Genomic DNA, 24684 nt, shown 5'->3' on the forward strand with positions numbered 1-24684 from the left:
CCACCGGTAATGCACTTGCGGGGAAGTTGCTAACGAAGTTGCCAAGTTCAATTAAGGCTCGCACCAGGGCGCTCCAACAGATCTCGTTGTCGGGTGAATGAAGTTGGCTTCGGCTCTTGGCCGCCGCGCCGGTCGAGCTCAGCAACTGGCCGACCTAAGCAGAGCGTCCGGCGGCCCGGCTTCGGCAGCTAGCTTTCTCCGAGCGTCACTTTGCTCTCGAGTGCTCGTGGGTATTGGCCCACGGAATCGCTGAGTATCGTGAAGCAAGGCCGGCCAATTTCCTGTCACGTGGGCCAATCTCGAATGATCTCGTTTGCTTACAATTGAAGCGTGGCAAAAGCGAACAGAAAGAGATCGCCGCGATAAGCACCGGCGCGGAAGGTATGAGGCAAACCGTACTCGGTTCGACGACACCGTCGCTGCGAATGCGGATTTGGCGAGGGGCGGCATATTGATTGCCTTCCTGCGTTATGTTGACGACAACTTCCAATGTATCTCGTCAGCAGCTCTCGCAGCTTCGCGACAATGCGTTCAAGCGTCGCGCCAATTGCGCCGTGAGCCTGGAAACGATTCTTCTGACATTGCCAGCCAATCCCTTAAAGGGAGGATGCAGCAGGCGCTAAGCTGAACGCGACCATTCCATGGACACGCCAAGTTCGAAGGTTAAGCATTGGCTCCCCGCTATCTTCCCAGAAACAGAGGGCAGCTCGTTCGACACGGAAATAATTCAATCACCACCTACCACGCTGCATGCTGAGGGTGCCGTTCACGGTTCTCGATATTTTCTTGGCTCTGTTCCGATGTCACCTACCAGAAGCCGTAGTATCGCTGGGAAGGCTTCGTGGCCCAGAACTTTTGGCGTGACTTTCGCCACGCTTCCTAGCCGCGGCGGTCGAGGACATATGACTTGAGTATGCCACGGCGAGGTTTGAGGGCCTCGCGAACAGTTGTATCTGGCGACACTCGTTCGATGAGGGGAAGTGTCACTGTACTTGAGCCAAGAACCTTTGAATCCTAACTGTGGGCGGAACAGATCACACCCACATAGATAAGATTTCGGATCTCCTGAACGCGTTCACAGTGTTTTTGGATGCCGCCGCATAGGCAGTCGGCCGAATGAGGTGAACGGCGAACCGAACAAAAGCGAGATATCCAACAAAGGGAAGCAGAAATTGTGAGCGAGCTTACGAAAACCTCCATGGTCTTTCCCCTTGAGGAATATCGGGAACGACTGCAGCGTACTCAGGAAGAGATGGCAAAGCATAATCTGCCAGTTTTACTTCTGCATCAGCCAGAGAACATCTTCTATCTGAGTGGTCTCGACCAAGTCGGTTACTTCTCCTATCAAGCCTTATTGGTTCCGAGCCGCGGCGAACCGGTGCTAGTTGTGCGCGATGTGGAAGTCCCTACGGCGCACAGCACGTCGTGGGTAAAAAATCACACGATCTATGCAGATGCCGCCGATCCGATTCCCGTTTGGCTCGACACCGCGCGAAGAGCCCTCGATGGTCTCGGCCTGGCAGGTGGACGCATTGGGGTAGACGAACATTCGTGGTTCTTGACGGTAGAACGCTGGAAGATGTTGCAGGCGCTGCTACCGGATGCCACTTTGGTCAGAGAGCCGCGGATTGTCGATCACCTGCGCCTAATCAAATCGCCGAGGGAAATAGAGTGTATGCGGGGCGCTGCTAGCCAGGTTGAAGTGGGCATGCGCGCTGGCATCGAAGCTATCGCACCCGGCGTGAAGGAGCTAGAACTCGCGGGCACGGTGTTCAGTGCATTGGTGAACGCCGGATGGTCGGGCGGACCGGTCGGCGGTATCATCACGTCCGGCGATCGCACAAATCTCATACACGGGGGGTATTCCGATAGGCGCCTGGAACAGGGCGATTCCGTCTATTTTGAACTCAGCGGGGTCCATCAAAAGTACTGGGCACGGTTGATGCGTACCGCGATTGTTGGCTCGCCGAGCGCTGAACAGCAGCGAATCGCCGAAACAATCATCCGCATCCAATTCGATGCTATTAAGCTGATGCAGCCAGGCACACCGGCCGCGGTGATCGACCGAGCGTGTCGCGAGCCGCTCCTGGCGTCCGGGCTGCGCCAAACATACACGAACCGCGCTGGCTATTCGCTTGGTCTCAGTGAGCGACCTTCCGCCGGCGAGTTTATGCGGGAGTTCGTGCCAGGGGTGGAATGGGAGCTAAAGCCCGGAATGGTATTTCATATGCTTATGATGGCCGCCGGGATGGGCTTCAGCGAGACAATCCTAGTGACCGAGCGGGGGCCGGAACGCTTAACCGGCATGGAGCGCAAGCTCTTCTCGCGCAATTGAGGACCATCCCGATGGCTAGAGCGTTTCACACTCTAAGGGAAGCGTATCTGGACTATCGAAAAACTGAACCTCCCCGAATGAGTGGACACTGTAGTGGGCTCAACGAGCCAAGAGGTGTCCAATGGAAGGACGTCAACGTCGGTCATTCACGGAGGACGAAAACGCCAAGCCGTGGAGCTGGTATTGTCGACCGTCGATCGATGGGGTGGGTCGCCAAGAGCTCGGTCTGCGCGACTCGGTATTGCGACGCTGGGTAGATAGGTTGCGGCAGGAGCCGGCAGGGATTGGAGCAGAGATGCACCATTTGGTACCATGATCGGCGCGCGTACCCCGGGGTGATAGCGCCTCGAGTGGCCGCCACAAGGCACCTACATTTGCCACTGCGGTGATCGCAAGGCAGGACCTTTACATGGAGGAGAGCTCGACCCATGCGCGCGTCTCGCGGAGCGCTCGCTTTGAAGCTCTTGTTTTGGCTGACTCTCCGCCGGGGCAATCAGAACGTATTGTCGGATTGTCGAGTACGAGACACGGTGGTGTTCTGGCTCCCTTTCTGCGGCGCTCTCATACAAAGCATTGATCGGTAGCCAGAACTTTCTTACCTCGCTCCTTCTACGTGATTGGCACGTATCTTGAGAGTCCCTTGTCTTCACGTGGCGAGGTGTCAACCGACATTCTTCCCCTGGATCACAACCCGCCCCCATAGAACGACGCAAGGAAGAGGATGGAGGGTTCCTCCGAGATCGAAGCTATCGGCAAATCCGCAGTTCCCAAAACATACTCGCACTCCGGTCAACTTCAAGCGGATGACTGATCGTGGGCTGCGACCTTGAGGCTACTGAGCAGTGAGGGAGACAATGGCGACAGAAAGTACGGTGCACGGGAATCTTCAGGGAACAAAGCACGATTTCACACCAGTTTATAATCGTAGGTGGCCGCACTCCTATTTTCGAGCACACTTGGCGCTCGACTATATGATTCCAGATCGGGCCAAGCCGGTCTTCGAAAGGATCTTCGCCGACTATCGACGCATTCGAAACAAAACCATACTGAAGATCATCGATGTCGGTTGCTCCTATGGCATCAACGCTGCTCTACTGCGCACGGATCTGGATCTCGATGAACTTTATGCTGCCTATCTGGAGTCCAGCGGATCGCTGTCGCGCCAACAGGAGATCGAGCATGGCCTGTTCTTTCGCAATCGGGGCCTCCGAGACGACATCCGGTTCGTCGGCGTGGACCCCTCATTCCGGGCTGTTCGCTACGCGCAGGCCCTGGGCCTGCTGGAGGCTGGCATCACGGCTGATCTAGAAACCCGTGACCTGACGCTCAAGGAACGTTGCGCCCTCGTAGATGCAGACATCCTCATCAGCACAGGCTGTGTGGGGTATGCCACCGAACGAACCTTTGCACGGGTGTATCAAGCCTCCGCGAGTTCTCGCCCCTGGGTAGTTGCCTTCGCAATGCACCCCTTCAGTTATGATGGCATCGCCGCGGTTTTTCAGAATTTCGCATTGGAAACCAAGATTGTAGACCGGTTCAGACAACGCCAGCGCCGTTTCGCCACATCGGCGGAACGGCAGGCAATATTGAATGCTATGGCCAAACTCGGCATGGAGGATCGCCTAGAGCGTACAACCGGCTATATTTACGCCTCGTGTTATATCTCCGCGCCGCCGGGCGAAGCGCTCTGAGCCTAGTGCATAAGCACATCTCCGGACGATGTAAACGTGGATGAAGGGCAGCCGCACCGGCGATGGATTCCAAGCGGCACCCCGATATCGCACAATTCTGATAGTAGGTCGCTCGCCCGCAGATCACGGCCATTTCGCGCCCGATTGGACAGGCAGGGGAAGACAACGTAAGTGGTATCGGTCGCCCGATCAGCGTGACGAGCATGGCGGCGGATTGCTCCCGACGCGCCACCATCTGGATTGCCGGGGCAAGCCGCCTTGCTAACGCTATGTTAGGTCTCGCCGAAGTTTAAACCAGGACAGTGCGGGGGCACCTACTCTTAGGAGCGAAATGGCGCTGATCAGCCAAGCATTCGTAGGGAGCGACCGTCCGACCACTGCCATCCGACTCGACATCAACCGTTTGCTTTGAAATTGTGGCCCGCCAGAGCGCGAACGTGCGTCTGGCCAGCAAAAACGTGACGTGCGGCAAATGACAGACGTCAGAGTCTTAGGTTCACATCGTCGCCTCGCACGGCCGGGACGCGATGTCGTCCAGCCGACCTTCAGCCCGTAGTCGCGCAAGATCTCGCGCAGATCCGTCTGAGGCACCGTGCATCGTCGACTGGCTTGCTCATCATAAATAAGGCCGAGACTTCTGCCGGAGCTCCGAATTGCAGGCCAATCCGCACCAGATCCCAGGCGAACGAAGCAAGCCGGCGATCCCGCCGCCGGCGCACGCATCACTACGGAGCAAGCCGCTGACGGAGCGCAGCTTTCGCCAAGTGAGCAGGTTGTGGGATTCGAGTGCGCGGTTAGTGAGATCACAATATGGAGTATCGTCCTCGAGCAGATGTTCGAACTGGGGATGAGGGCCGGTGCGCACTCAATCTTCCATGTTCTAGCTTTGTGCGATTGAAGACGCCTGTGTTGGCAACTCGACGAACCGAGGTACAAATACTTGTGAGCGCGGCGCGTACCACATCCTTTGCGCACCGATTCCGTGGCGCGACGATTGCATGGAATGAAGCGCTCGGGTCGAGACGGGCTGTTGCTTGCGATTAACAAGATCCGAGCGCTTGAACCCCAATAGCGGTCGATTAAGCAAGGAGTAACTCATGCGAGTAGCCGTCGTGCAGAACCATGATCACGCGGGCGTCATCAACCGGTTCGGTCAATGTTGTCTAGAGGAATACGACTGCAATGACATAAAGAATATAATCGCGGCGCTGCAGGAATACGGCCATGAAACGTTGCTTTGCGAAGGCGATAAAGGGCTGCTCGCCACCCTGGAACGTTTTATGCCCCCCGATCCGCGAGTCCGCCCCTCCGGAATCGTCTTCAACCTGGCGAACGGAATTCAAGGCGAGTGCCGTTTGTCCCATGTTCCGGCCATGCTGGAGTTGGCCGGAGTGCCCTACACCGGCGCGGGGCCGCTTGGAAACGGGTTGGCCCTCGACAAGGTGATCGCCAAGATACTGATGCGCGACTGCGGCGTGCCGACGCCCAACTTTCGCGTGATGCGTCGCGGCACGGAGAGTACCGGTGACTTGCGATTTCCGCTGGTGGTGAAGCCGCGTTTCGAATCCACCAGCTTCGGATTGCGGCTCGTACATGAGCCCGTTCAGTTGAGGCAGGCCGTAGAAGCAGTCGCCACTCAGTATGCGCAGGATGCGCTCGTGGAAGAATACATCGAGGGGCGAGAAATTTATGTCGGCCTGCTGGGAAACGGGAAGACTGAAACCTTGCCACTGGTGGAGCGGGACTTCGGCGACCGCGAACTGCGTCTGTATACTCACGAAGACAAAGGGCATGCGGCGCTCGCGGCCATTTGCCCGGCGCAACTCGATAGCAAGCTTGCGACGTTTCTGCGGGATATTTCGGTTGCGACCTTTCGTGCCTGCCAGTGTCGCGACTATGCTCGCGTCGACATCCGGATAGACCGCTCCGGCCAGCCATTTGTACTCGAGATCAACTCCATACCCGCATTGAACGGCGTGTATATCGAGGCCGCAGCGACGGCCGGGTACAACTTCTCAAGCTTAATCAATCGTATCCTCGATATCGCCTATACGCGGTATTTCGGGAGCGGCGCTAGCAACGCCAAATAGGTGTCGAAGGTCGACCCAATCGCTCCGCGGTAGCAGCCTGGCTGTTGCCACTCTGTCGCTAGCGTGTGTTCGGCATTGAGATAATTTGTTGGGACGTCGCGCTGGCATGAAGTGGAACCATTCTCCTGCTGACTGGGACCTAGTGCAGCGCAGCCGTACAACTGGACAGAGCGCGGGACGAGCCGGCAGTATGCAGCAGCCTCATCAGAACCTGGGCACATGCCAGCACCAGATGGCGCGCTCTGTGTGTCGCAAACAGACATTTTCTTTAATGAGCCTCGCTCCGCCTCAACGGCTTTCAATTGCCCACAAATTTCTTCTCTGAGCATGGCGGCCAGGGCGGGTAAGTGCGACGTGAAAGCCCCGCGCCACATGAACGGATCGGGAGGGTGGGCGAGATAACGCCGAGCCGGTGCTGAGAAGGCTTCTTCAAGTAGCAATCAAAACGCCCCACTAGATTGGGGTGGTGTCTCAATTCTTGTTAATCGCGTACGTTACGAGAGCTTGCCACGCGCTGGCTTGGTTGATTCGCAACACAAGCGCGGTGCCAAGATGTTGCGCTGTTAACCGACTTGTTTATGTCACCGTCAGACTAAGGTTCCCAACTATGACCGTCACAAAAACCCAAGCCAAGCTGCAAGCCGACATCGCCACTCTGATGCGCAAAATCGAGGCGCTGGAATCGGCATATGAGACAATCACGATTGGGCAGCTAGTTTCAATGCGGGCCAGAACGCACGGCTCAACGATCGCGATTGAAGTCTTCGACCGTAGCGAACGCGCGACCTACTCGGAGATGGATCAATTGTCCAACAAATATGCAAACGCGCTGCGTTCATTTGGTGTATGCAAGGGCGATCGAGTTGGAGTAATGCTACCAAATCGCATTGAATTCCCGATCCTTTGGTTCGCGATTGCGAAGCTCGGTGCCGTGATGGTCCCGATCAACATGCGATACACTCCGAGGGAGATCGAATTCGTTCTTAGCGACACACAGGCGAAGTTTGCCCTGGTCGACGAGTCCGCATGGCCAGTGTTCTCGGCCATGAATCCTTGGCCTCAAGATCTTGCCTTGGAGCGAACAATTCTCGTTGGACAGCATTCCGACGCGGCAGCGACTGTCCTCGGTGAATTGCTCGATAGTGTCGAGGAGTGTGTGGTGGAGGAGGATGTCAGCCCCGACGATCTGCTGAATATTCAATATACCTCGGGGACAACAGGCTTTCCGAAAGGCTGCATGTTGACACACGACTACTGGGGCGTGAGCTCATACCAGGGGATGTGTTGGGAACAACCCTATCAGAGATATCTGTCTGCGCAGCCTTTCTTCTACGTCGATCCGCCGGGGCATCTTGTGAAGTCGTATCGACAGGGCGGTACGCTCTACTTGGCCCCGCAACTCAGCTCGACGCGGTTTCTTGGTTGGGTCAAGCAGTACCGGATCGAATGGTGCCAGTTTCCCGAGCTCGTAGCCCGACAGGCAGAGGCCGCCGACGAAGACGGAACGACATGCCTGAAGCAGACCCTGAATTGGGGCTGGAGTCCTGATTCGGTGCGGCAATTCCGGAAGCGATTTCGGGTGAATACTCAAGACGCCTACGGCATGACGGAAATCGGCTTCGGTACACGAATGACGAATGAGCTGGACGAATTGGCCGACTCGGGTTCGGTGGGTATTCGCTCGCTTTTTCGGGAGCTGCGGCTGATGAACGAGGATGGGAGCCCCACGCTGGTCGGTAACGTGGGCGAGCTCTGGGTGAGGGGGCGCGGTATCTTCAAAGGATATTGGAACAAGCCGGAAGCAAATGCCGCCTCGTTCGAAGGCGAATGGTTCAAGACGGGTGATCGGATGCGTCGCGACGAACTCGGCTTTTATTGGCTGGTGGGACGCACGAAGGACATGATCCGCCGCTCGAGCGAGAACATTGCTGCACGCGAGGTCGAGGTGATCATCCGGGAGAGTCCCGAGATTGTGGATGTGGCCGCCGTTCCTGTTCCCGATGTCAAGCGCGGCGAGGAGGTCAAGATTTATGTCCAACTGAATGAAGGCGTCGCGCCAGACAATCTGACCGCGGAACGCATTCTTGAGCACGCGCGTGCGCACCTCGCGGCGTTCAAAGTGCCGCGGTACATCGCCTTCACTCCGACACTTCCTAGAGCTCCCACTAGCAACAAAGTGCTAAAACGAGAGCTGATGGAGGCCAGCGATCCGCTTGCCGGCGCCTACGATACTGAGCAGAAGCGCTGGCGCTGAGGGCGACTTTCCACCCCATTCGACCACGCACGCAGCGTCGGTTCCGTACCGGAAGCCAGGCAAAGGACCCCAAACCAGCGCAGGCGTCCCGTCGTTCGATCACTGCCTGCTGTCGAGGAGAATGCCCGGACGTACACCGGCCTGGAGAAGTTCTCCGAGGCCAGAATTGAGGTGCTGCTCGGCTGCCCGCAGATTGCGCCATATCGCGTATGACACCACGCGACCGCGATCAGGTGACGATTCTGCTTGCGCGGCAGGACGCGAATCTGGCGGTAGGTGATCTAAAAAAGGCGCTGAGTCGGGATGGCCGGTGCTGCCTCAGATTTCAGCGGATCGAGCCTTCGCCAATCTGATCTCGTCCCTTTGCATCCTAGTGGATCGAATCTAACACTTGGTGCCCTCTTTTGACGGCGGCGATGATTTTGTCGGGATTGGCCATCCATGTGAAGGGCTTCGGGTTGGCGTTGGTCTCAGCCACGAAGCGGTTGATGGCGGCCTGGAGATCGACGACGGAGTGGAAGACACCGCGCTTCAATCGACGCCGGTTAAGTTTGGCGAAAAAACCCTCGACGGCGTTGAGCCAGGAGCACGAGGTTGGTGTGAAATGGAAGACGAAACGCGGGTGGCGATCGAGCCAGGCGCGAACGTTTGGATGCTTGTGGGCGGCATAGTTGTCGAGAATGACGTGGATGATCTTACCTGCCGGAACTTCCGCCTCGATGGCGTTCAGAAATCGAATGAGTTCCTGATGACGATGGCGCTGCATGTTGCGGCCGATCACCGTGCCGTCGAGGACGTTGAGTGCGGCAAACAGCGTCGTGGTGCCGTGCCGCTTGTAATCGTGTGTCATGGTTCCGAGCCGGCCCTTCTTCAGCGGCAGGCCCGGCTGGGTGCGATCGAGGGCCTGAATCTGGCTCTTCTCGTCAACCGACAGCACGATCGCGTGGGCCGGCGGATCGACATAGAGCCCGACGACGTCACGCAGTTTGGCGACGAAGTTCGGATCGTTCGAGAGCTTGAACTGTCGGCATCGATGAGGCTGGAGCCCGTGCGCCTTCCAGATTCGACGGACCGCGCTGGCACTGATACCGCTCGCTTGGGCCATCAGGTCGGCCGTCCAGTGGGTCGTCTCAGTCGGCGGATCGGCCAACGTCAGAGCGACCACACGCTCGGCCACCTCCGGGCCGAGCCCAGGGATCCGCGAGGGGCGCGTCTTGTCTCGCAGGAGACCATCGACGCCTTCTTCCATGAAGCGCTGCTGCCAGCGCCAAACGCAGGTCTTGGATGTGCCAGTCCGGCGCATGATCTCGTTGGTGCCGACGCCGTCGGCGCTCAGAAGCACAATGTCCGCTCGCCATGCGTGCTTCTGCGGGGCGTTACGGTCCCTGATGATCGCTTCAAGCCGACGGCGATCTGGTCGTGTGATCTTGATGGTATCCCGGTGCGCATGCGCGAGACTCGCACGCGCGCCAAACAAAGGGAATCCCTAAAGGGACTCTTATGTTAGGCAGGAACCACTAGTTGCCGGATTTTGTGCATCATGAGGCTCGACTGTCGGACGCGCGGACGCGCCACTATTCCTCTCGTTTGTATCTGCGTGCTCGATAGCCTGCAAACGATGACCACTAGCAAGGCAGAAAGCGCTCTCGAAGTATCTTATCAAGATCGGGGCGGCATAACTGCAGAAGGGCGGGTTTATTCGCAAGAGCAAGTCGCGCATCTGCAAGTTAGAGCGACTTGTAGCCGACCACGCTGAGTGCAGCGCATGGTGAGCCTCGTACGCACCACGGTAAGATAGTTGGCGGCAACTTGAATGAAGCCTGTGATCTCGCCGGACAGAGCCCACGCAGTAAGAATCGATCGTTTTACCCGAGCCGGCGAGTGGTGAACTCCTGTTCTCAAATTGAGACCGCACTTGATGCTTGATCGTGGTCGAGTAGCTCAGCCATTTGGCTTTCGCCCTCACAGATCCGGGCGGCCGGCTTTCCCGCACCCGGCTCTTACCGAGGGTAACCCGCTTCATATCCGCGCCTGCGCCCAAGTGCGAGTGATGCGTGGAACGGCAGACGGAAGCGTGCCGTCAGGGTCTCGAACTCCGACCAGCCCATGCGCCGACTTTTCTGACTGCGGCGTCTCAGACAGCGCAGCCAAGTCCGTTGCACTTCGAGATAGAAGGTAAGCGCGAAGCCGATACCCTTGCTTCAGAGTTAGAACGAATATGCGAAAAACCCTCCGGCTTGGACGGAGGTTTGGGATGGGATTGGACAGCAAAAACGACGTCCATTTGGACGGCTCATCTGGAGGGCGGGTGAGCCGGCTGGAGGTGCTTGAAGGACCATCGGGGCGCCGCGTGCGTTCGGAGGCTGAGAGAGCTCGGATCGTCGCCGAGAGTCTACTGCCAGGTGCCTAGGTGTCCGAGGTGGCGCGCAAGCACGGAGCGACGCGCTGGCACATTTGCGATTGGCGACGACGCTTTCGACAGCGAGGCATGTTGGCGCCGCGCGAGGCGTCGCAGTCGGCATTCGCGCCGCTGATCGTGGAAAGCGCGTGCAGGAGGGTCACCTTCCGGCGATCAAGCTTGAGATCGCGATTGGCGATGTCGTGCTGCGGACGGACGCAGCCATAGAGGGCGAGCAGCTGTCCCGGATGATCCGCGCAGTGCGAGCGTCACGATGATCACGGCCGGTGCCGATCTGAGGATTTACATCGCGACGCGGCCGATCGACTTCCGCTGTGGCCATGATGGACTTGCGGCGAAGGTGCAGGAGATGCTTCGCCTCGACCCGCTCAGCGCGCAGCTTTCGTGTCCCGATCGAAACGAGCGGACCGGATCAAGATTTTGGCCTGGGATCGAACGGGCCTGGTGTTAGTTCACAAGCGCCTCGAAGGCTGCAAGTTCGTTTGGCCAACGACCGCAAACGGCGTGATGCGCATATCGCCAGCGATGTTCGCAGCCCTGCCCGATCACCCATGTTGATGCCCTTGTTAGGCTGACAGATTCTTAGCTCAGTTGCGCAATGACGCGATTTCGAAGGTCTCCGATACCGCCAAGAGCGGATGGTGTATTCGGAAAGAGATAGCCGCCGCTTGACTGGCGATCAATCGGCAAACGCCTACTTCGGATCTGCACATAAAGCCAGTTCACCGGGATCTTAAGCGTTCGTGCCAGTTCGGGCGGGCGGAGGAGTGAGTCGGCATGCAGCCACCGGTTGCGCTGGGCAGTCACCTTGATGGCAGCGGCACGACGGAGCCGCCCAATGGTGATGGGCAGCACCTTATCGGCGCAATGAGGGGAGCAGTGGCCTTCCTGAGTAAGGATTGCGGCGATCTCGTCGTCTGGGACGCCGTCGGGGGCAAGCGCCAGTAGCGCGCCCGCATTTCTGTGCCTCGCGTCAATCTGGTGGCGGGGTTGACGCTCTTCCTCACCTCGATCTCCGTCACGGCGCCTCCTCGCCAGACGATTCTGGCCAGGGCCAACTCGTGCTCACCGCGGTCGAGCACGACCTTTTCGATGAGGCGTCGCAACAACGCCTTGCGATGCGCATCCGAGATAGTCTCGTCAGCCGATATCTGCGGCAAGCGGCCGGTGAGGCTGATGACCTTTTGTCGAGCTCCTTGCTTATGGCCAGTTGTGTGATGCTTTGGAGGGCGTCTGTCGGGCAAGCGCCTCTTCGGCGGCGCGCACGTCGGTTAGCGCCGCTTCCCGTCGGCGCTCGAGTTCTGAGGCGACCGGGCGATTGTCTGGATCAGCTCAATTGAACTGCCGTTCGGCTAACGCCGCCGTGTATCGCTTGCGCTCGAGCTCTCGTTCTGCGCTGGAACGTAAGGCATTGTTCATCTGCTGCTGGACCCGGCGGGAGCGCGACAAGGCATCGAGTTCGGCCGGCGCCTATGCAGTTAGGAATACATCGGCAACGCCGCATCGATACGGTTGGCCCTCATGTGTTGGCAGGTCGGCTGGCCTTCCTGGGTCCGCAGGTGATTGCATACATACTCGCCGCCTCCTTGTAGCGGACGTGCATCTTATGGCCACATCGTGCGCACCAGGCGATGCCGTGGAGCAGAAGCTCGCCATTGCGAGGCGCGCCTCGGGTTTTGATGCGCATGTATTCGGCTCGGTTATCTCTGATGATGGCTCGGTCTTTCATAAATTGGCCACTCGATATAGGCAGGATATCGATCTTTGACGACGATCCGCCACTCCTCAATCGGCCGCGGAGCCTGTTGCGGCAGGGCGCCCTCCCGCTTCGGCGGCTGGAAGCGGGTTCGTCCATAGACGAAGGCACCCGCCTATGCGGGGTTCTTCAAGACGGCGGCCTACGTCGCGCGTCCAACACAAATCGCCATGCCGATCACGACGAGGCAGTTCGAGGTCACGCTCGTTCAACGCCCGCATGACCTTGGCAACGCTGCGCAGTTGCAGGAACAGCTGGAAGACGAGTCCGAGCCGCCCTTGCACGGCCATGTCGGGATCCTTAACGACCACGCCGCTCGGGTCCCGCATCGGCCTGATTGGCAGCATAACCGCAAGTTCGCCGCGTTCGGCTTTAGCTAGCAAGCCGGCGGTCAGCCGGCTGCGGATCGTGTGTAGCTCAAGCTCGGAGATCGAACCCTTCAGCCCGAGAAGCAACCGTCCGTTGGGAGTGCCCGGATCATAGACACCATTGCGGTCGGCGATCAGACAGCCAACGCAGACCACAGATATCCAGGAGCGGATCAGTTGGTACAGTTACGCGCCGAGCGAGTCACGTCGATCGACAGGATGAGCTCCACTTCACTCAGGCCAATACGGCCAACGAGTTCTTTGAAGCCCTTGCGATGCGCCGTAGACGCGCCGCTCAACCTGAGCGCGCCGCAATGGTTCGAATTCGATCTGCGATCTCCATCAGGGCCCGCGGTCAATGGCCGCTTCTCGAGGCCGTATACATGACCGCTCCCCGATCCGTTTGCCGGAGCATCAAAAAGTCCTTGCCGAGAAGGAGGCCAATGGTATGGACCCCGCCCTTGCCGCGGTGGAATCTCAAGCGTCAACTGCAGCGAAGGAGGATGTTATGCAGGTCGTTCGGATAGGTCTAGATCTGGCGAAGTATGTCTTCGAAGTTCACGGCGTCGACAACCACGGGAAAGTCGTTGTGCGAAAGAGGTTACGTCGCGATGCGGTGGCCGGCTTTTTCGCCAATTTACCGGCCTGCCTGGTCGGCATGGAGGCTTCCAACGGGGCACACTATTGGGCTCGCGTGCTCACGGAGCTTGGCCATCAGGTCCGACTAATCAGCCCTCAGTTCGTGACACCATACGTCAAGTCGAACAAAAATGACCAGAACGATGCGGAAGCCATCTGCGAAGCGGTCGGTCGTCCGTCCATGCGCTTCGTGCCACCGAAATCAACCGATCAGCTGGCGGTACAGGCCGTCCACCGCATTCGCCGGCGCCTGGTCGCCGATCGAGTCAGGCTCGTCAATCAGATTCGCGGTCTTCTGTCCGAGCATGGGATTGTCATTGCCCGTGACATCGCGCAGCTGCGGCGTGGCCTCGCGGTCATCGCAGGAAACATCAATGACGACCTCAGCGAGATGCTCCGAGCGCTCATGAGGGAACTGCAAGAGGAGTTGTCCGAGCTTGATACCCGCATTGCAGCCTATGACCGGCGGATAAGGGAAATCTTCCGTACGAGTGAGCAGTGCCAGCGGCTCGGCAAAATCGAAGGCGTCGGACCTGTGACAGCAACAGCCTTGGTCGCCGCCGTGGGCGATAGAAGCTGTTTCAAGAACGGCCGACAGTTCGCGGCTTGGCTTGGTCTGGTACCCAAGCAGCGATCCAGTGGAGGGCGGGCCCGCTTGTTCGGCATCAGCAAACGGGGCGATCGATACCTGCGGACGCTGATGATTCACGGAGCTCGCGCCGCTTTAAGCCGTGCTAATGGCAAGCAGGATCCGCGAAGCCTCTGGCTCGGCAAGATGCGGCAACGGCGCCATCCCAATGTCGCGGCCGTGGCTCTTGCCAACAAGAACGCGCGGATCGTGTGGGCTATGCTCACAGGCGGCGCGGCTTATGAGCCGGCGCTTTCGGTGAAGGCGGCCTGAAGCGAAGCGGCAATCAAGGAAAGGAGGTCTCACCGGCAATTGCAACAAATGGCAGGAGATGGCGAAACGGTCACCCCGTCGCTTCCCGAACCTGATGTGTGGACCGGCACGGCTTGCGCCGATGTCTCGGGGCCGTTGAGGTGGAAGCGGGCGAAAACCATCGAGGCTCGCGGCGGAGACGTTGTCCAGCCGCATCAAGAAGCCGGATATACGTCAGCAGTTGTGGCCGTCGATCCTGATCAAGCCAGTCGTTGCAATCGGGCGGGGTCCATATACGTCCATACATGACGAAAAGAGAGTTTCGCGCTCTCACACGGCTAGGTGCCGGGTCTTGTTGCTCGATGCCGGGCCTGCAAGGAAGCAGACAAGCTGCCCGATGTCCTCGGCGGTAGAGGCGACCTTGAGCGGCACACACGCGCCACCACGGCATCACGACCCGCGGGGCGCCTGCCTCGCCACGTCCCGTGGTGAACCATGGCCTGCCATGGGCCTATCGATATAGCCGGGACAAGCGGTATTGACGCGAATGGAAGGCGTACGGCCCAATAGTATTAACGGCATAGACGCGCTGAAAATCGTCGGCCGAGAGCCCGTCAAGATCGCCATTCGACATAAGTTTTGTCGTGCCGGCATTGTTGACGAGCACGTCTAGGCGACCCACGCCGCGGCGGCGCGACAATCTTCCTGCAATCCTAATCGCGCGACAAGTGTCAAACGCCATCCGGAACTGCCCCCTTTGCGTCACGAAGAACTGCCCCCACCATCTGGGTTATGATCTCGGTTGAAGATTGTTTCCGGTGGCGGCGCCTTGATGAGGCCGCTCTTGCGCTTGGCTCGGAGCCGGTAGCTGTCGCCGCGGATCGTCAGCACGTAGCTGTGGTGCAGGAGACGATCGAGGATGGCGGTGGCGACCACGGGAGGTGCCATTCGGCAACGCTGCGGTTCAACGTGATCAGCATGGCGCCGGTTTCGTAGCGCCTACTGACCAGTTGGAAGAACAGATGCGCCGCGTCGGGTTCCAGCGGAAGATAGCCGAGCTCGTCGATGATCAGCAGCTTTGGCTTCGACAACGCGAGCAGTTTCTCGTCGAGACGTCGCTCGCCGCGCGACTTGGCGAGACCAGCGACCAGCGTCGTCGCGGTGGTGAACTGCACCGAAGACCCGGCCAGGATTGCCTCTCCCCTGAGTGCAATGGACAGCTGCGTCTTGCCGACGCCCGGCGAGACAGCGTCACAATGCCGGGTGTCCGCGTTCGAGGTTTTGATCCTCTATCCGTTCCATCCTCGGGCCGGGCAGATGGTGCAGGTTGAGCACCGCAAGCGCTTCGCCGGCGAGGACCGTCTGGTCATGGTGCAGCCCGACGGCACACTCGCCCTGATCCCGGCCTGGATGAACGAGGATATTGCTCGCTCTGCAACTCTCACAGCAAGCCCTCAGTTGGCTGTCGAAAGGCTCGTCGAGCTGCGGGCACGAATCGATGCTTATTGCCTCTCGAGGCGAGGCATGGCGCCTGCGAAGGAGGGGATCATGCAACCAATGACGCCACTTGCAACGGAGCCCGAGGAGCATCGCCAGACGCCAGCGATTCCGGCGTCGCAGAGAAGCACTCTCGTCCGCCTGATCGAGGGGCTGCTGGTCGAGGCCCTCGCCGCCGGCACCAATATCGAGACGGGCACGCCAACCGCAGAGACGAGGGAGGCCGCACATGAGCCAGGTCACGCCTGAGCACCTCGCTCGTCAGGCCGTCGTCTACATCCGTCAGTCGACGCCTGATCAGGTCGCCCACAACCTGGAAAGTAAGCGCCGTCAGTACAATTTGCCGGAGCGCGCGCGACAGCTGGGCTGGAGCGATGTTGCCGTGATCGATGACGATCTCGGCCGCTCCGGCGGTGGCGTCGCGCGGCCCGGCTTCGAGAAGCTGCCGGCTGCGACCTGTGAGGTGCGCGTCGGGGTCGTCGTCTCGATCGAAGCGTCGCGGCTCGCACGCAACGGTCGCGACTGGCACACGCTGCTCGAGTTCTGCGGTCTCATCGGCACACTGATCGCCGATGAGGACGGCGTCTACGATCCGCGACAGCCCAGCGATTGCCCACTGCTCGGCATGAAGGGTACCATGAGCGAGATGGAATTCTCGGTACTGCGGCAGCGCTCGCTCGAAGCGCTGAAGCAGAAGGCGCGCCGGGGCGAGCTGTTCATGACGGTCGACGTCGGCTACGTGCGAGTCCGCCACAACCCACCGAGAAGGACCCGGATCGGCGCGTCCGCGAGGCGATCGCGCTCGTCTTCGCCAAGTTCACCGAGATGCAGTCGGTGCGTCAGGTGCACCTCTGGTTCAGACACGAGCGCGTTCCGTTGCCCGCCGTCACCTATGGCGAAGGCCACCTGGTCGAGTGGAAGCTGCCGGTCTGCAACACCATCCTGCACATTCTGACCAACCCAATCTATGCCGGCACGTATGCATTCGGGCGCACCGGCAGCCGCATCAGCATCGAGGCCGGCCGCAAGGCGGCCGATTCGGCGTGGCTCGGCTTCCCTCTGACCGGTGGAATAGTTGATCACGACATCTGCTCCGCTCTTCGCTAAGAGGCCGGAGGTCCTCGAGCGCAGTCCCCTTCGACAGCGCCCCTTCCACCAGGGCGGGCGGAGGCGCACGGTAGCGAAGGTGGTTTTGAGGGGTGGTCTCCGCAAGTGATTCCAGTGCTCGGCCGGGAAATGGTAGAACGCGAACAGCGTGTCTCCATCCTTGCTCAGGCACTCGGCCGTCTTCTCCTATCCCAGAGCGTAGCTCTCGATGAAGGCGTCGAACGCCAGCTCGGGGACAACCCATCGTTTTCAGCTATCCAGATCTCCTGCAATCCAGAACGGCACACGTACAGCCGCAGGCTCGACAGAGAAAATGAGATGCAGTCAAGGGGGCGCGGCATCCGCCTCGCGATCACGCACGTGCCTGGCGGGCCGCGACCGGACCGATACCGGTCATCATCTCGCGCGCTGGCAGGTGACCGTGGCCGACGACGCGCTGGTGGCCATCCTCGGTCTTCAGATCGAAATGCTTACCGAGAAAGCGTCCTCGACCTAGTCTCAAGCGCCTGGGCGAGAAGGCGCTCCGTCAGCGTGGAGGTCGCGGCGCGTCCGATGACAAGGACTTGCAAAAAAGGCGCCAAGCGATGGCGCCCGCTATCGCTGCGATCTGCTCCGCAGCAATGATCCACTCGCTTCTGCGGGCCGAGCGCGATCTGACCGTCTGTTGTTCCGGGGGTGAGGTCCGGGCGACAGTTGCTACTTCGGATCAGGTCGCATCCGAGGGATGCACACTGCGCCTTCGGAGCCTTCGGGAGCGGACTCGATCGCAGGCGCCCCGTTGCGCAACACTTCTGTGAATTGATCCGCGACTTTCCTACGCTGAAGCAGCTTGATTAGCTTTGGACGAGGCACATCGCTCCTTTGGTGGAGGCTTCAGGCCGCCTCACGATACTCCGCCTTCCGATCGCCTCCGTCACCAAGTTTCGAGGATAACTCGGGCTGAACTTCGATACCCATTTAGATAAGTTGTGAACCGTCATGCCCTCAATCATGCGCCCAGCGGAGACGGCTCACCTGGGCGGCCGGAAAACCTCCTGTTTAGGCGGCAGGGCTCTGAAGACTCTTAATCCTCTTCGGCTTACCACCTCTCCTCAACTGCCGCGCCAGCGCCTGTGTTCAACCGAACTGAAGACAGGCTCTAGCTTCGGCATAGTACCGCGGGCCACCGCAACACCGTCTTACCAGTCAGCGCCTCGCACATGGAAATGTTTTAACCCACGACGTTCATCGCGCCAATCGGCATTGCGGCAGTTCCCGTAGCCAGCGAGAAGCCGTCACCGCGTCGTGGTGCTGCCGCATGGACGCGACGGGCTCTTGTGCTCCACACGCTCTGAGTAAGTACGCAGCATTGCGCGCCCGTTGATCTCATCTTTCAGGCAAATCGTCCAACCAGCAGGCACCCTCGACGTGCGGTCGGGAAAAGATTTTTCCGATCTTATCGAAAGCCCTGTTTTGATGGTAGCGCATATACACGCGATGGTCGTCCCCTATGTCGAGGATCTCGATTTTTCCTGTGTAATGCGACATAATATATTTGAATGTCTTTTGGATGCCGCTCAGACGATGGTTGATGCCTCGCGTAATTTCTATTCCGCGAAGCAAAGGGACCTGGAAGTGCGATGCGCCCTTCACCGGCCTGCTCTGAAAGAGATAGTAGGGGCGCACGCCGATTTGGTGACATTTGGCGAAAGTCGCCGCTAAGATCTCTGGATCATCATTGACTTTCGCGAGAAGCACAGATTGATTGAGGAATTGCACGCCCTGTGCGCGCAAAGAGCGAATCTTGCGCTCCGCGTCCATCGAAATCTCACCGATGTGATCGAAATGTGTAACAATTATCGCGGCCTTACCCGCTTCGTGGATTCGTTGGAACAAAGCCGGTAGAGCGGCGTCTTCAAACCTCTTGGGCTCATAGGCGATCATTTTTGTCCCGAATCGAATTGACTCCAAATGAGCGATCGGCAGAAGATGATCAACAATCCCATTGAGCTTGGCGGTGCTGAGCACGAATGGGTCGCCTCCCGAGAGCAGTACGTTCGTCATCTCAGGATGTCCGGCAATATATTGCGCAACCTGAGCGAAATCGGGTGCTATTTCATCAGAGTCCTTGCCGACCATGCGTTTGCGAAAGCAATAACGGCAATATGAGGCGCAACGGTCCGTTACCAGCAACAACCCGGTCTGGGCGTACTTGTGCTGGAGTCCGAGCACGACCGTGTTGTCGTGCTCGCCGCTTGTATCCAAACTGCCTGGGCTTTCGAACTCTTCGACTGAGGGCTCCACGACATATTTCAGCTGATTGTAGTACCCACTATTGGCAATCTGTTCGCGGTAGTATCTTGTAACATGATAACGCGTGATGTTGTTGATTTGCAGTTCACCTTCGGTGACGACGCGCGTCCCTTCGATGAACTTCATGACTTGTCCTGTGACGTGCCGCGGATCATCTGCGCCTGTCATTCGTACACCTTGTCCTACCAGGATGAGCTGCGTCCTAAACCGTACGGCGACTTACTCACTCGTGGTACAGCATTAAGAACGGATTGAAACCTACCCACTCTGGTGAGGAATATTGGAGTCGATGTTTAAGGAAGCGGTGGAGGCAAGTAGCAGCACTCAACGCCGGCAGAGCGCTCCTGAGCGTTATCGGGGACAATCGGCCCCCGCTTGCCAGAGATGAGTCGTCTGAGTCGTCGGTCCAGTCCGACGAGCTGGCCTCATGCTAATCACCCACGATTTCATTGAGCCTATAGATATCAGATTCCTCCCTTCCGCGCAAAATCCGTTCGATGTGCGCCCGATCAGGCTTGCTGCACATCCTAGTACCCGGAATCATAGCTGGGTGATACGGCGGCCATTGAATCTGCGCTGCCGAACTTTTTTCTTGGTCCAGACGAAGGCCCATGCGTCGAGGTAGGCATCGATGTGCTCCTGGAGCTGCTTAAGGCTTGTGAAGGACGCGCCGCTGAGGGACTACCCTGCAGGGCCGAGAACCATACCTCGACCTGATTGAGCCACGACGCGCTTGTGGGCGTGAAATGAAATTCCACATTGGGGTGGGGAGCTGGCGGCCCGGAAAGACGGCGGTGATGCTGTCCATGAAGTCGAGGAACTCGACACGGCGCCGCCGTTTTGAATGCGTCGCGATGATCTTTCCGGTCCCAATCTCGAGCGCTGCAAACAGCGTTGTCGTGCCATGCCGCTTGTAGTCGTGGCTCTGACGGTCAAGGCGCGCCATTGGGCAACTTCAGATAGCCCTGCGCTCGCTCAAAGGCCTGACTCGAAGGCTTTTCGTCCACGCAGAGCACGATAGCCTTCTGGGGCGGGGCAACGTAGAGGCCGACAACGTCGGCAGCTTTGGCCGTAAAGTTCGGGTCGTTGCTCTCGCACCAGGATTTGCGAACCACGAGGTCGATCTTGTGGTTGCGCAGGAACCGCCAGACATATTGGACGTCAACATCGCCCAGCGCCTCGGCCAGCAGCGGCCCGGTCCCGCGTGCAAACCCTCGCGGTGCTGGCTTGCCCAGCTGCTTCAGTATCCGCTCGTCTGTGGCGTTCGTACAGATTGGCTGCTTGCGGGGCCGCAGCTTGTCTTGCAGCCCTTCAAGGCCATGATCGGCGTAGCGGTGTCGCCAAAGGCTCACAATCCGCGGCTGTACTCGAAGCTCTTTGGCAAACGGCCGAGTGCTGCGCCCGTCCGCCGCCAAAAGAACTATATACGTGCCCGCTTCAAATCGCGCTGCAACGTCATCGGTGAACGACAACACGCCTCAGGCACCTTGCGGTCTTTCCGAAAGGTGGACTTCTCTTGCTTCGGGTACCATCCCGATCTTGAATCATGACTCACGAAAAGGGGGTACTAGCAATGCACACGATGATGGGCGGAGGGTAAAAAAGCGCCAGATAAGTTGTCACCGCAGATATAATGCTCAATATCGAAAAACGGCTCTCGGATTGGCACCGGCCACCAGCACGCACAACTGAATCACCCGCGGCGAAGTATAAGGCGTTGATGGAGCGTGCGGGGTATCGGAAGACAGACCGGAGTTGGCGCCACTCAACAGTGAGGTTTCTAACCCCAGCCGATCACTGCATGCCTCGTGCAGGCTGGGCTAGACCTATGATCGCCCTCTGGCTCCTATCGAGGGTTGTGCCGGATGGTTCGGCGCCGAGCCTCAACGATGGGGAGAGGGCTGATGAACGATGGCATTTTCGTGGGGAATGCGCACAAGGCGTTGCGCTGGCCGAAGGGATGCACGGCAGGGAAATTCGTAAAGGATTCCCGCCCCGATCAGATCGAGAAGCTGGCGAAGAAGCTTGGAAGGGTGACCGGCAGGAAGGATGCACGCGGGATCGCACAGTATCGGGTTCGGCCGGTACACGCAAAGTCATCGGTGCGCACGAGATCCGGGAGCTCCTAGCCGCATGAAAACAGGTTCTTGGGCTACCAGTCGATGTGGAATTGAGTATCGCCGAAATTTGCGCGGCTTTGGGCTGAAGATCGGCCCGGTCACGCGGAAAATTTCGAAGCTCGGATCCGGCAGTTAGTTGCTGGTCAATGGAAATTGGAGTGTACTGCCACGGCAATGCTTTCGCACGATCGGCTTTGACGGCAGAGTACGGAAAACTACACAAGGCTGGTGATGACCGGTGTGTCGGTCGGCTGATGACAATGCCAGGATCTCGACCCCTTGGGTGGCTATCGGGTATGAATCGAGGACTGATGACCAGCATTCGCATTGCAAAATCAAACGCGGGGGGCCAAAGCAATACAAGTCGGGAGAAAACTGGCGGAGTCACACTGGCCAGAGACGAAATAGTGCGGACGGCGCTGTATGGGTCACCAACGTTCTGCTTTCGCGCTTAAGGCGGTTCTCATAACTCAGCGCTGGGTCAACAGCGCTCCTTGGCACGCGATCTTTGAAGCGCTCGCCCATTGCGGCAATCATGGCGCGACTTTGTCCGTCGGCTCCACGTCGATCAAAGTGCATCGGCTCGGCGAGCGGCGGAAGGCGGGAGCATGAACACGCGATTGGCGCTTGCGCGGTGGACGAACCACGACAATCCACGCGCTGAGCGTCTCTGATTACGGACCCTCGCGCATTCACTTCACCCCGGACCAAGCCGCCGACTATCGCCCCAGGGCCGGCCGTCTCGAAACCTATTGGAGACAAGGGCTAAGATGACAAGGCTTTCGCGACAAAACCGTCAATCGCGGGCGAAGGCCGCCATTCAAAGCCATCTACACTTTCAGAAAACGCATTACAAAGGCGCGATATTATCGAGCGCAGCTTCTGCCGGCTCAACGATTCGGGCCTTTCGCAACTTGCTAGGACAAAGTTTCCAGAAAGCTTCTTGGCTGCGGTCCACCTCGCCGCCACTGTCGCTCTGATTGTTAATTGAGCCTGAACGCTGAGGCTTGTACGATTCCGGACAGTGATACGACCATCGGCGGATCAAAAACACCGCCGCTTGCGGAGCTGATTTTTCGCACGGATCAGACGCTTAATGGCGTTTGAGCGTCTCCGGCATGACTCTTGCTGTTGACAGGCTGCGACACCGGGAAGAGGCGGGCTGAATGTATTCAGACGAGGGCTGGCTTCACTCACGCCATGCAGCTGTCGCAGGAGGAAATTACATGTCCATGAGCAGCGAGAAAACACGCTTGCAAGCAGTGAGCAGCGACGCAAGACCTTCCGACCATTTTGATTCGGGTAAGTCGGACATAACCGGCAATGAACGTAGTCTACGACTGCTCTTCGAGCCGAAGGGAATTGCCGTAGTCGGTGCTTCGCCGAAGCCAAGCCTCGCGAAAAGCATCCTTAACAACATAGTGTCTTTCGGCTATACGGGAAACATTGCTGCGATTAACCCAAACTACGCTGTAGTTGACGACGTGAACTGCTACAGTTGCATCTCAGACGTTCCCTTCCAGATCGATCTGGCCCTGCTATGCATTCGGGCGGAGAATATTCTCTCTGTTTTGGAGGAATGTGAACAAAGGTCGGTTAGCGTCGCACAGATCATTTCGAGCGGCTTTGCCGAACTCGGCTCAGAGGAAGGTCGCGCAAGGCAGCGCCAAATTCAGCGCTGGGCAAAAGAATCGAAGACAACAACCCTAGTCGGTCCCAATAGCATGGGAGTCATCAATCTGCACTGGCCCATGATTGCCGCTTGGGCAAACAGGGTGCCCGAGATTGTAGCGGGAGGCGTCAGTGGCGTGTTCCAGAGCGGCCAGATGGTCGCAACGATGCATCCGCTGATTGGCAGGGGCATCGGAATCAGCAAAATCGCGACCACCGGCAACGAAGCCGGTACAACAACTGCCGAAGTTATCAATTTCTTCGCCGTCGATCCACAAACCGAAATTATCATCTGTTATTCCGAAGGGATCAACGATCCCGAACGCTTCGCGATCGCGTGCGCACGCGCCGGGGAACACGGCAAGCCGATCGTAATGTTGCGCGTCGGCGCTCATCCTGAGGTACGACATACGATCGGCCGACATACGGCTACTCAAGCCGCGATCAATTACGAAAACGACAAACGATTGCTGGAAGAACTGGGTGTGATCACGGTAAATTCGGTCGAGGACCTGATCGAGACCGTCGTCGCGTTCAAGGCGTGTCGCAACCCCCGCGGCAATCGCGTCGCCTTTGCGAGCTTTTCAGGTGGAATGGGGAACATCATGGCCGACCTGATCCTTTCGACGCCCGGCTTGAAGCTTGCTCCCTTCTCCGATCAATTGCGCAAACGACTGGCGGACGTGCTTCCGAACTTCGCGAACAGCTCTAATCCCCTGGATCTCAGCGCCCAGAGTGCCTTTGATTCCGACGTCCTCAGCGGTTGCATGCAGGTGCTCGGGAAGAGCGACGAATTGGATATACTTCTCTGGGGCAATGACTTGCCGATAGGCATTGATGACGGATCTCCGATTGACCTCGCTCTGAAAGAGCTAGTATCGGAACACCCTGAAATTGTTGTTACCTCAATCTCGCAGATGAGCGGAGTTTGTTGGGCGACCGGGGCTGATGCACGCCCGCCTATGTTCGCTGGTCAGCCGATCTTGCAGGGCACGGGGGTTTCGGTTCGAGCTATAGGCAAAGTAGTCGAGTGGCATGCATTAAGGAGAAGGCCATCAGCGCAGGAATGAGCACGCGATTCGTACCTGCGGCCGAGCTCCGGCGAACGTCAAAGAGCAGGACGAGCAACAATCAGGGCACAGGCATGTCGCCTGTCTGCTCGGGGCCATGGCTTGGCTTTAAGCGCTCGAGAAGCACACAAACCTACATGTGCTTGCGCGCTAGGTGCCAGGAGATTGGATTCACCAATGAAGCTCGCAACAAAGCGGGTTCGCGGCGTGTCATATATTTCTTCTGGCGTCCCGATCTGTTCGACCCTCCCCTCATTCGTCACCACGATTCGATCGGACATTGTGAGCGCTTCGCCCTGGTCGTGCGTGACGAAGACTACTGTTGTCCCGAGAGATTTCTGCAGGCGCTTCAATTCGAGCTGCATGTGCTCTCGAAGCTGCTTGTCGAGCGCAGCGAGCGGTCCATCCATAAGAATTGCACCTGGACGGAACACAAGCGCACGGGCTAATGCAACGCGCTGCTGCTGGCCACCAGACAGCTCATGAGGCATGCGC

Annotated in this window: 13 protein-coding genes and 7 pseudogenes; 11 read left to right on the forward strand and 9 right to left on the reverse strand. The window is 58.5% G+C overall.

Annotated features, from left to right (window positions below):
- Positions 1 to 1198: 1198 nt before the first annotated feature.
- The 4 genes from AC0L3S_RS36075 to AC0L3S_RS36090 all read left to right on the forward strand — a co-directional run bounded on the left by AC0L3S_RS36075 (position 1199) and on the right by AC0L3S_RS36090 (position 8370).
- Positions 1199 to 2335, forward strand: a complete 1137-nt coding sequence (locus AC0L3S_RS36075) for a M24 family metallopeptidase (RefSeq protein ID WP_259219142.1) — start codon at positions 1199 to 1201, stop codon at positions 2333 to 2335.
- A 956-nt stretch (positions 2336 to 3291) separates the two neighbouring features.
- A complete protein-coding gene (locus AC0L3S_RS36080) occupies positions 3292 to 4026 on the forward strand; it encodes a hypothetical protein (RefSeq protein ID WP_259219141.1) in 735 nt (244 codons plus the stop codon).
- A 1097-nt stretch (positions 4027 to 5123) separates the two neighbouring features.
- On the forward strand, positions 5124 to 6116 hold the full coding sequence (locus AC0L3S_RS36085) for a D-alanine--D-alanine ligase family protein (RefSeq protein ID WP_259219140.1): 993 nt from the start codon (positions 5124 to 5126) through the stop codon (positions 6114 to 6116).
- Positions 6117 to 6723: 607 nt separating this feature from the next.
- On the forward strand, positions 6724 to 8370 hold the full coding sequence (locus AC0L3S_RS36090) for a class I adenylate-forming enzyme family protein (RefSeq protein ID WP_259219139.1): 1647 nt from the start codon (positions 6724 to 6726) through the stop codon (positions 8368 to 8370).
- A gap of 370 nt (positions 8371 to 8740) precedes the next feature.
- Here the strand turns inward: AC0L3S_RS36090 and AC0L3S_RS36095 are convergent.
- Positions 8741 to 9819, reverse strand: a pseudogene (locus tag AC0L3S_RS36095) (IS630 family transposase).
- A gap of 1223 nt (positions 9820 to 11042) precedes the next feature.
- On the opposite strand from AC0L3S_RS36095, the pseudogene tnpB reads away from it, so the two are divergent.
- Positions 11043 to 11347: pseudogene (gene tnpB / locus AC0L3S_RS36100) on the forward strand (IS66 family insertion sequence element accessory protein TnpB).
- A 219-nt stretch (positions 11348 to 11566) separates the two neighbouring features.
- On the forward strand, positions 11567 to 11737 hold the full coding sequence (locus AC0L3S_RS36105; RefSeq protein ID WP_473284561.1) for a hypothetical protein: 171 nt from the start codon (positions 11567 to 11569) through the stop codon (positions 11735 to 11737).
- 837 nt (positions 11738 to 12574) lie between these two features.
- Here AC0L3S_RS36105 and AC0L3S_RS36110 read toward each other — a convergent pair.
- Positions 12575 to 13069, reverse strand: coding sequence for a recombinase family protein (locus AC0L3S_RS36110; RefSeq protein WP_259219138.1), 495 nt, complete (start codon positions 13067 to 13069; stop codon positions 12575 to 12577).
- 352 nt (positions 13070 to 13421) lie between these two features.
- Here AC0L3S_RS36110 and AC0L3S_RS36115 point away from each other — a divergent pair, with 352 nt between their 5' ends.
- Positions 13422 to 14453 carry an IS110 family RNA-guided transposase gene (locus AC0L3S_RS36115; protein WP_259219356.1) on the forward strand — a complete coding sequence of 344 codons (1032 nt, stop codon included), beginning with the start codon at positions 13422 to 13424 and terminating at the stop codon, positions 14451 to 14453.
- Between the two features lie 309 nt (positions 14454 to 14762).
- Here AC0L3S_RS36115 and AC0L3S_RS36120 read toward each other — a convergent pair.
- Together AC0L3S_RS36120 and AC0L3S_RS36125 are read right to left on the reverse strand one after the other, a co-directional pair.
- A pseudogene (locus tag AC0L3S_RS36120) lies at positions 14763 to 15145 on the reverse strand (SDR family NAD(P)-dependent oxidoreductase); the annotation flags it as partial.
- Between the two features lie 49 nt (positions 15146 to 15194).
- Positions 15195 to 15673, reverse strand: a pseudogene (locus AC0L3S_RS36125) (ATP-binding protein); the annotation flags it as partial.
- Between AC0L3S_RS36125 and AC0L3S_RS36130 the strand changes: the two are divergent.
- From AC0L3S_RS36130 to AC0L3S_RS36140, 3 genes are read left to right on the forward strand one after another with little or no spacing between them, the layout of a single operon-like run.
- Positions 15645 to 16178 (forward strand): Y4bD/Y4pK family protein, encoded by a 534-nt coding sequence (locus tag AC0L3S_RS36130; protein ID WP_259219137.1) that lies wholly within the window; start codon positions 15645 to 15647, stop codon positions 16176 to 16178. The pseudogene AC0L3S_RS36125 and the gene AC0L3S_RS36130 overlap by 29 nt on opposite strands.
- Entirely contained in the window at positions 16159 to 16884 is a 726-nt protein-coding gene (locus AC0L3S_RS36135) for a recombinase family protein (protein ID WP_310473298.1), read from the forward strand. The genes AC0L3S_RS36130 and AC0L3S_RS36135 overlap by 20 nt, the downstream gene beginning before the upstream one ends.
- Positions 16773 to 17036, forward strand: a complete 264-nt coding sequence (locus tag AC0L3S_RS36140; protein ID WP_310473297.1) for a hypothetical protein — start codon at positions 16773 to 16775, stop codon at positions 17034 to 17036. The genes AC0L3S_RS36135 and AC0L3S_RS36140 overlap by 112 nt, the downstream gene beginning before the upstream one ends.
- Before the next feature lie 57 nt (positions 17037 to 17093).
- On the opposite strand, the pseudogene AC0L3S_RS36145 reads toward AC0L3S_RS36140, so the two are convergent.
- The 4 genes and pseudogenes from AC0L3S_RS36145 to AC0L3S_RS36160 all read right to left on the reverse strand — a co-directional run.
- Positions 17094 to 17219 (reverse strand): annotated as a pseudogene (locus tag AC0L3S_RS36145) (IS256 family transposase); the annotation flags it as partial.
- A 92-nt stretch (positions 17220 to 17311) separates the two neighbouring features.
- Positions 17312 to 17517 (reverse strand): annotated as a pseudogene (locus tag AC0L3S_RS36150) (IS256 family transposase); the annotation flags it as partial.
- Positions 17518 to 18401: 884 nt separating this feature from the next.
- Positions 18402 to 19454 (reverse strand): KamA family radical SAM protein, encoded by a 1053-nt coding sequence (locus AC0L3S_RS36155; RefSeq protein WP_259219136.1) that lies wholly within the window; start codon positions 19452 to 19454, stop codon positions 18402 to 18404.
- Positions 19455 to 19868: 414 nt separating this feature from the next.
- Positions 19869 to 20860, reverse strand: a pseudogene (locus tag AC0L3S_RS36160) (IS630 family transposase).
- Positions 20861 to 22674: 1814 nt separating this feature from the next.
- Between AC0L3S_RS36160 and AC0L3S_RS36165 the strand changes: the two are divergent.
- On the forward strand, positions 22675 to 24189 hold the full coding sequence (locus tag AC0L3S_RS36165) for a CoA-binding protein (protein ID WP_259219135.1): 1515 nt from the start codon (positions 22675 to 22677) through the stop codon (positions 24187 to 24189).
- A gap of 38 nt (positions 24190 to 24227) precedes the next feature.
- On the opposite strand, the gene AC0L3S_RS36170 is transcribed toward AC0L3S_RS36165, so the two are convergent.
- A partial coding sequence (locus tag AC0L3S_RS36170) for an ABC transporter ATP-binding protein (protein ID WP_473284564.1) occupies positions 24228 to 24684 on the reverse strand: 457 nt, incomplete at its 5' end.

Source organism: Bradyrhizobium sp. Ken01 (assembly GCF_055807355.1).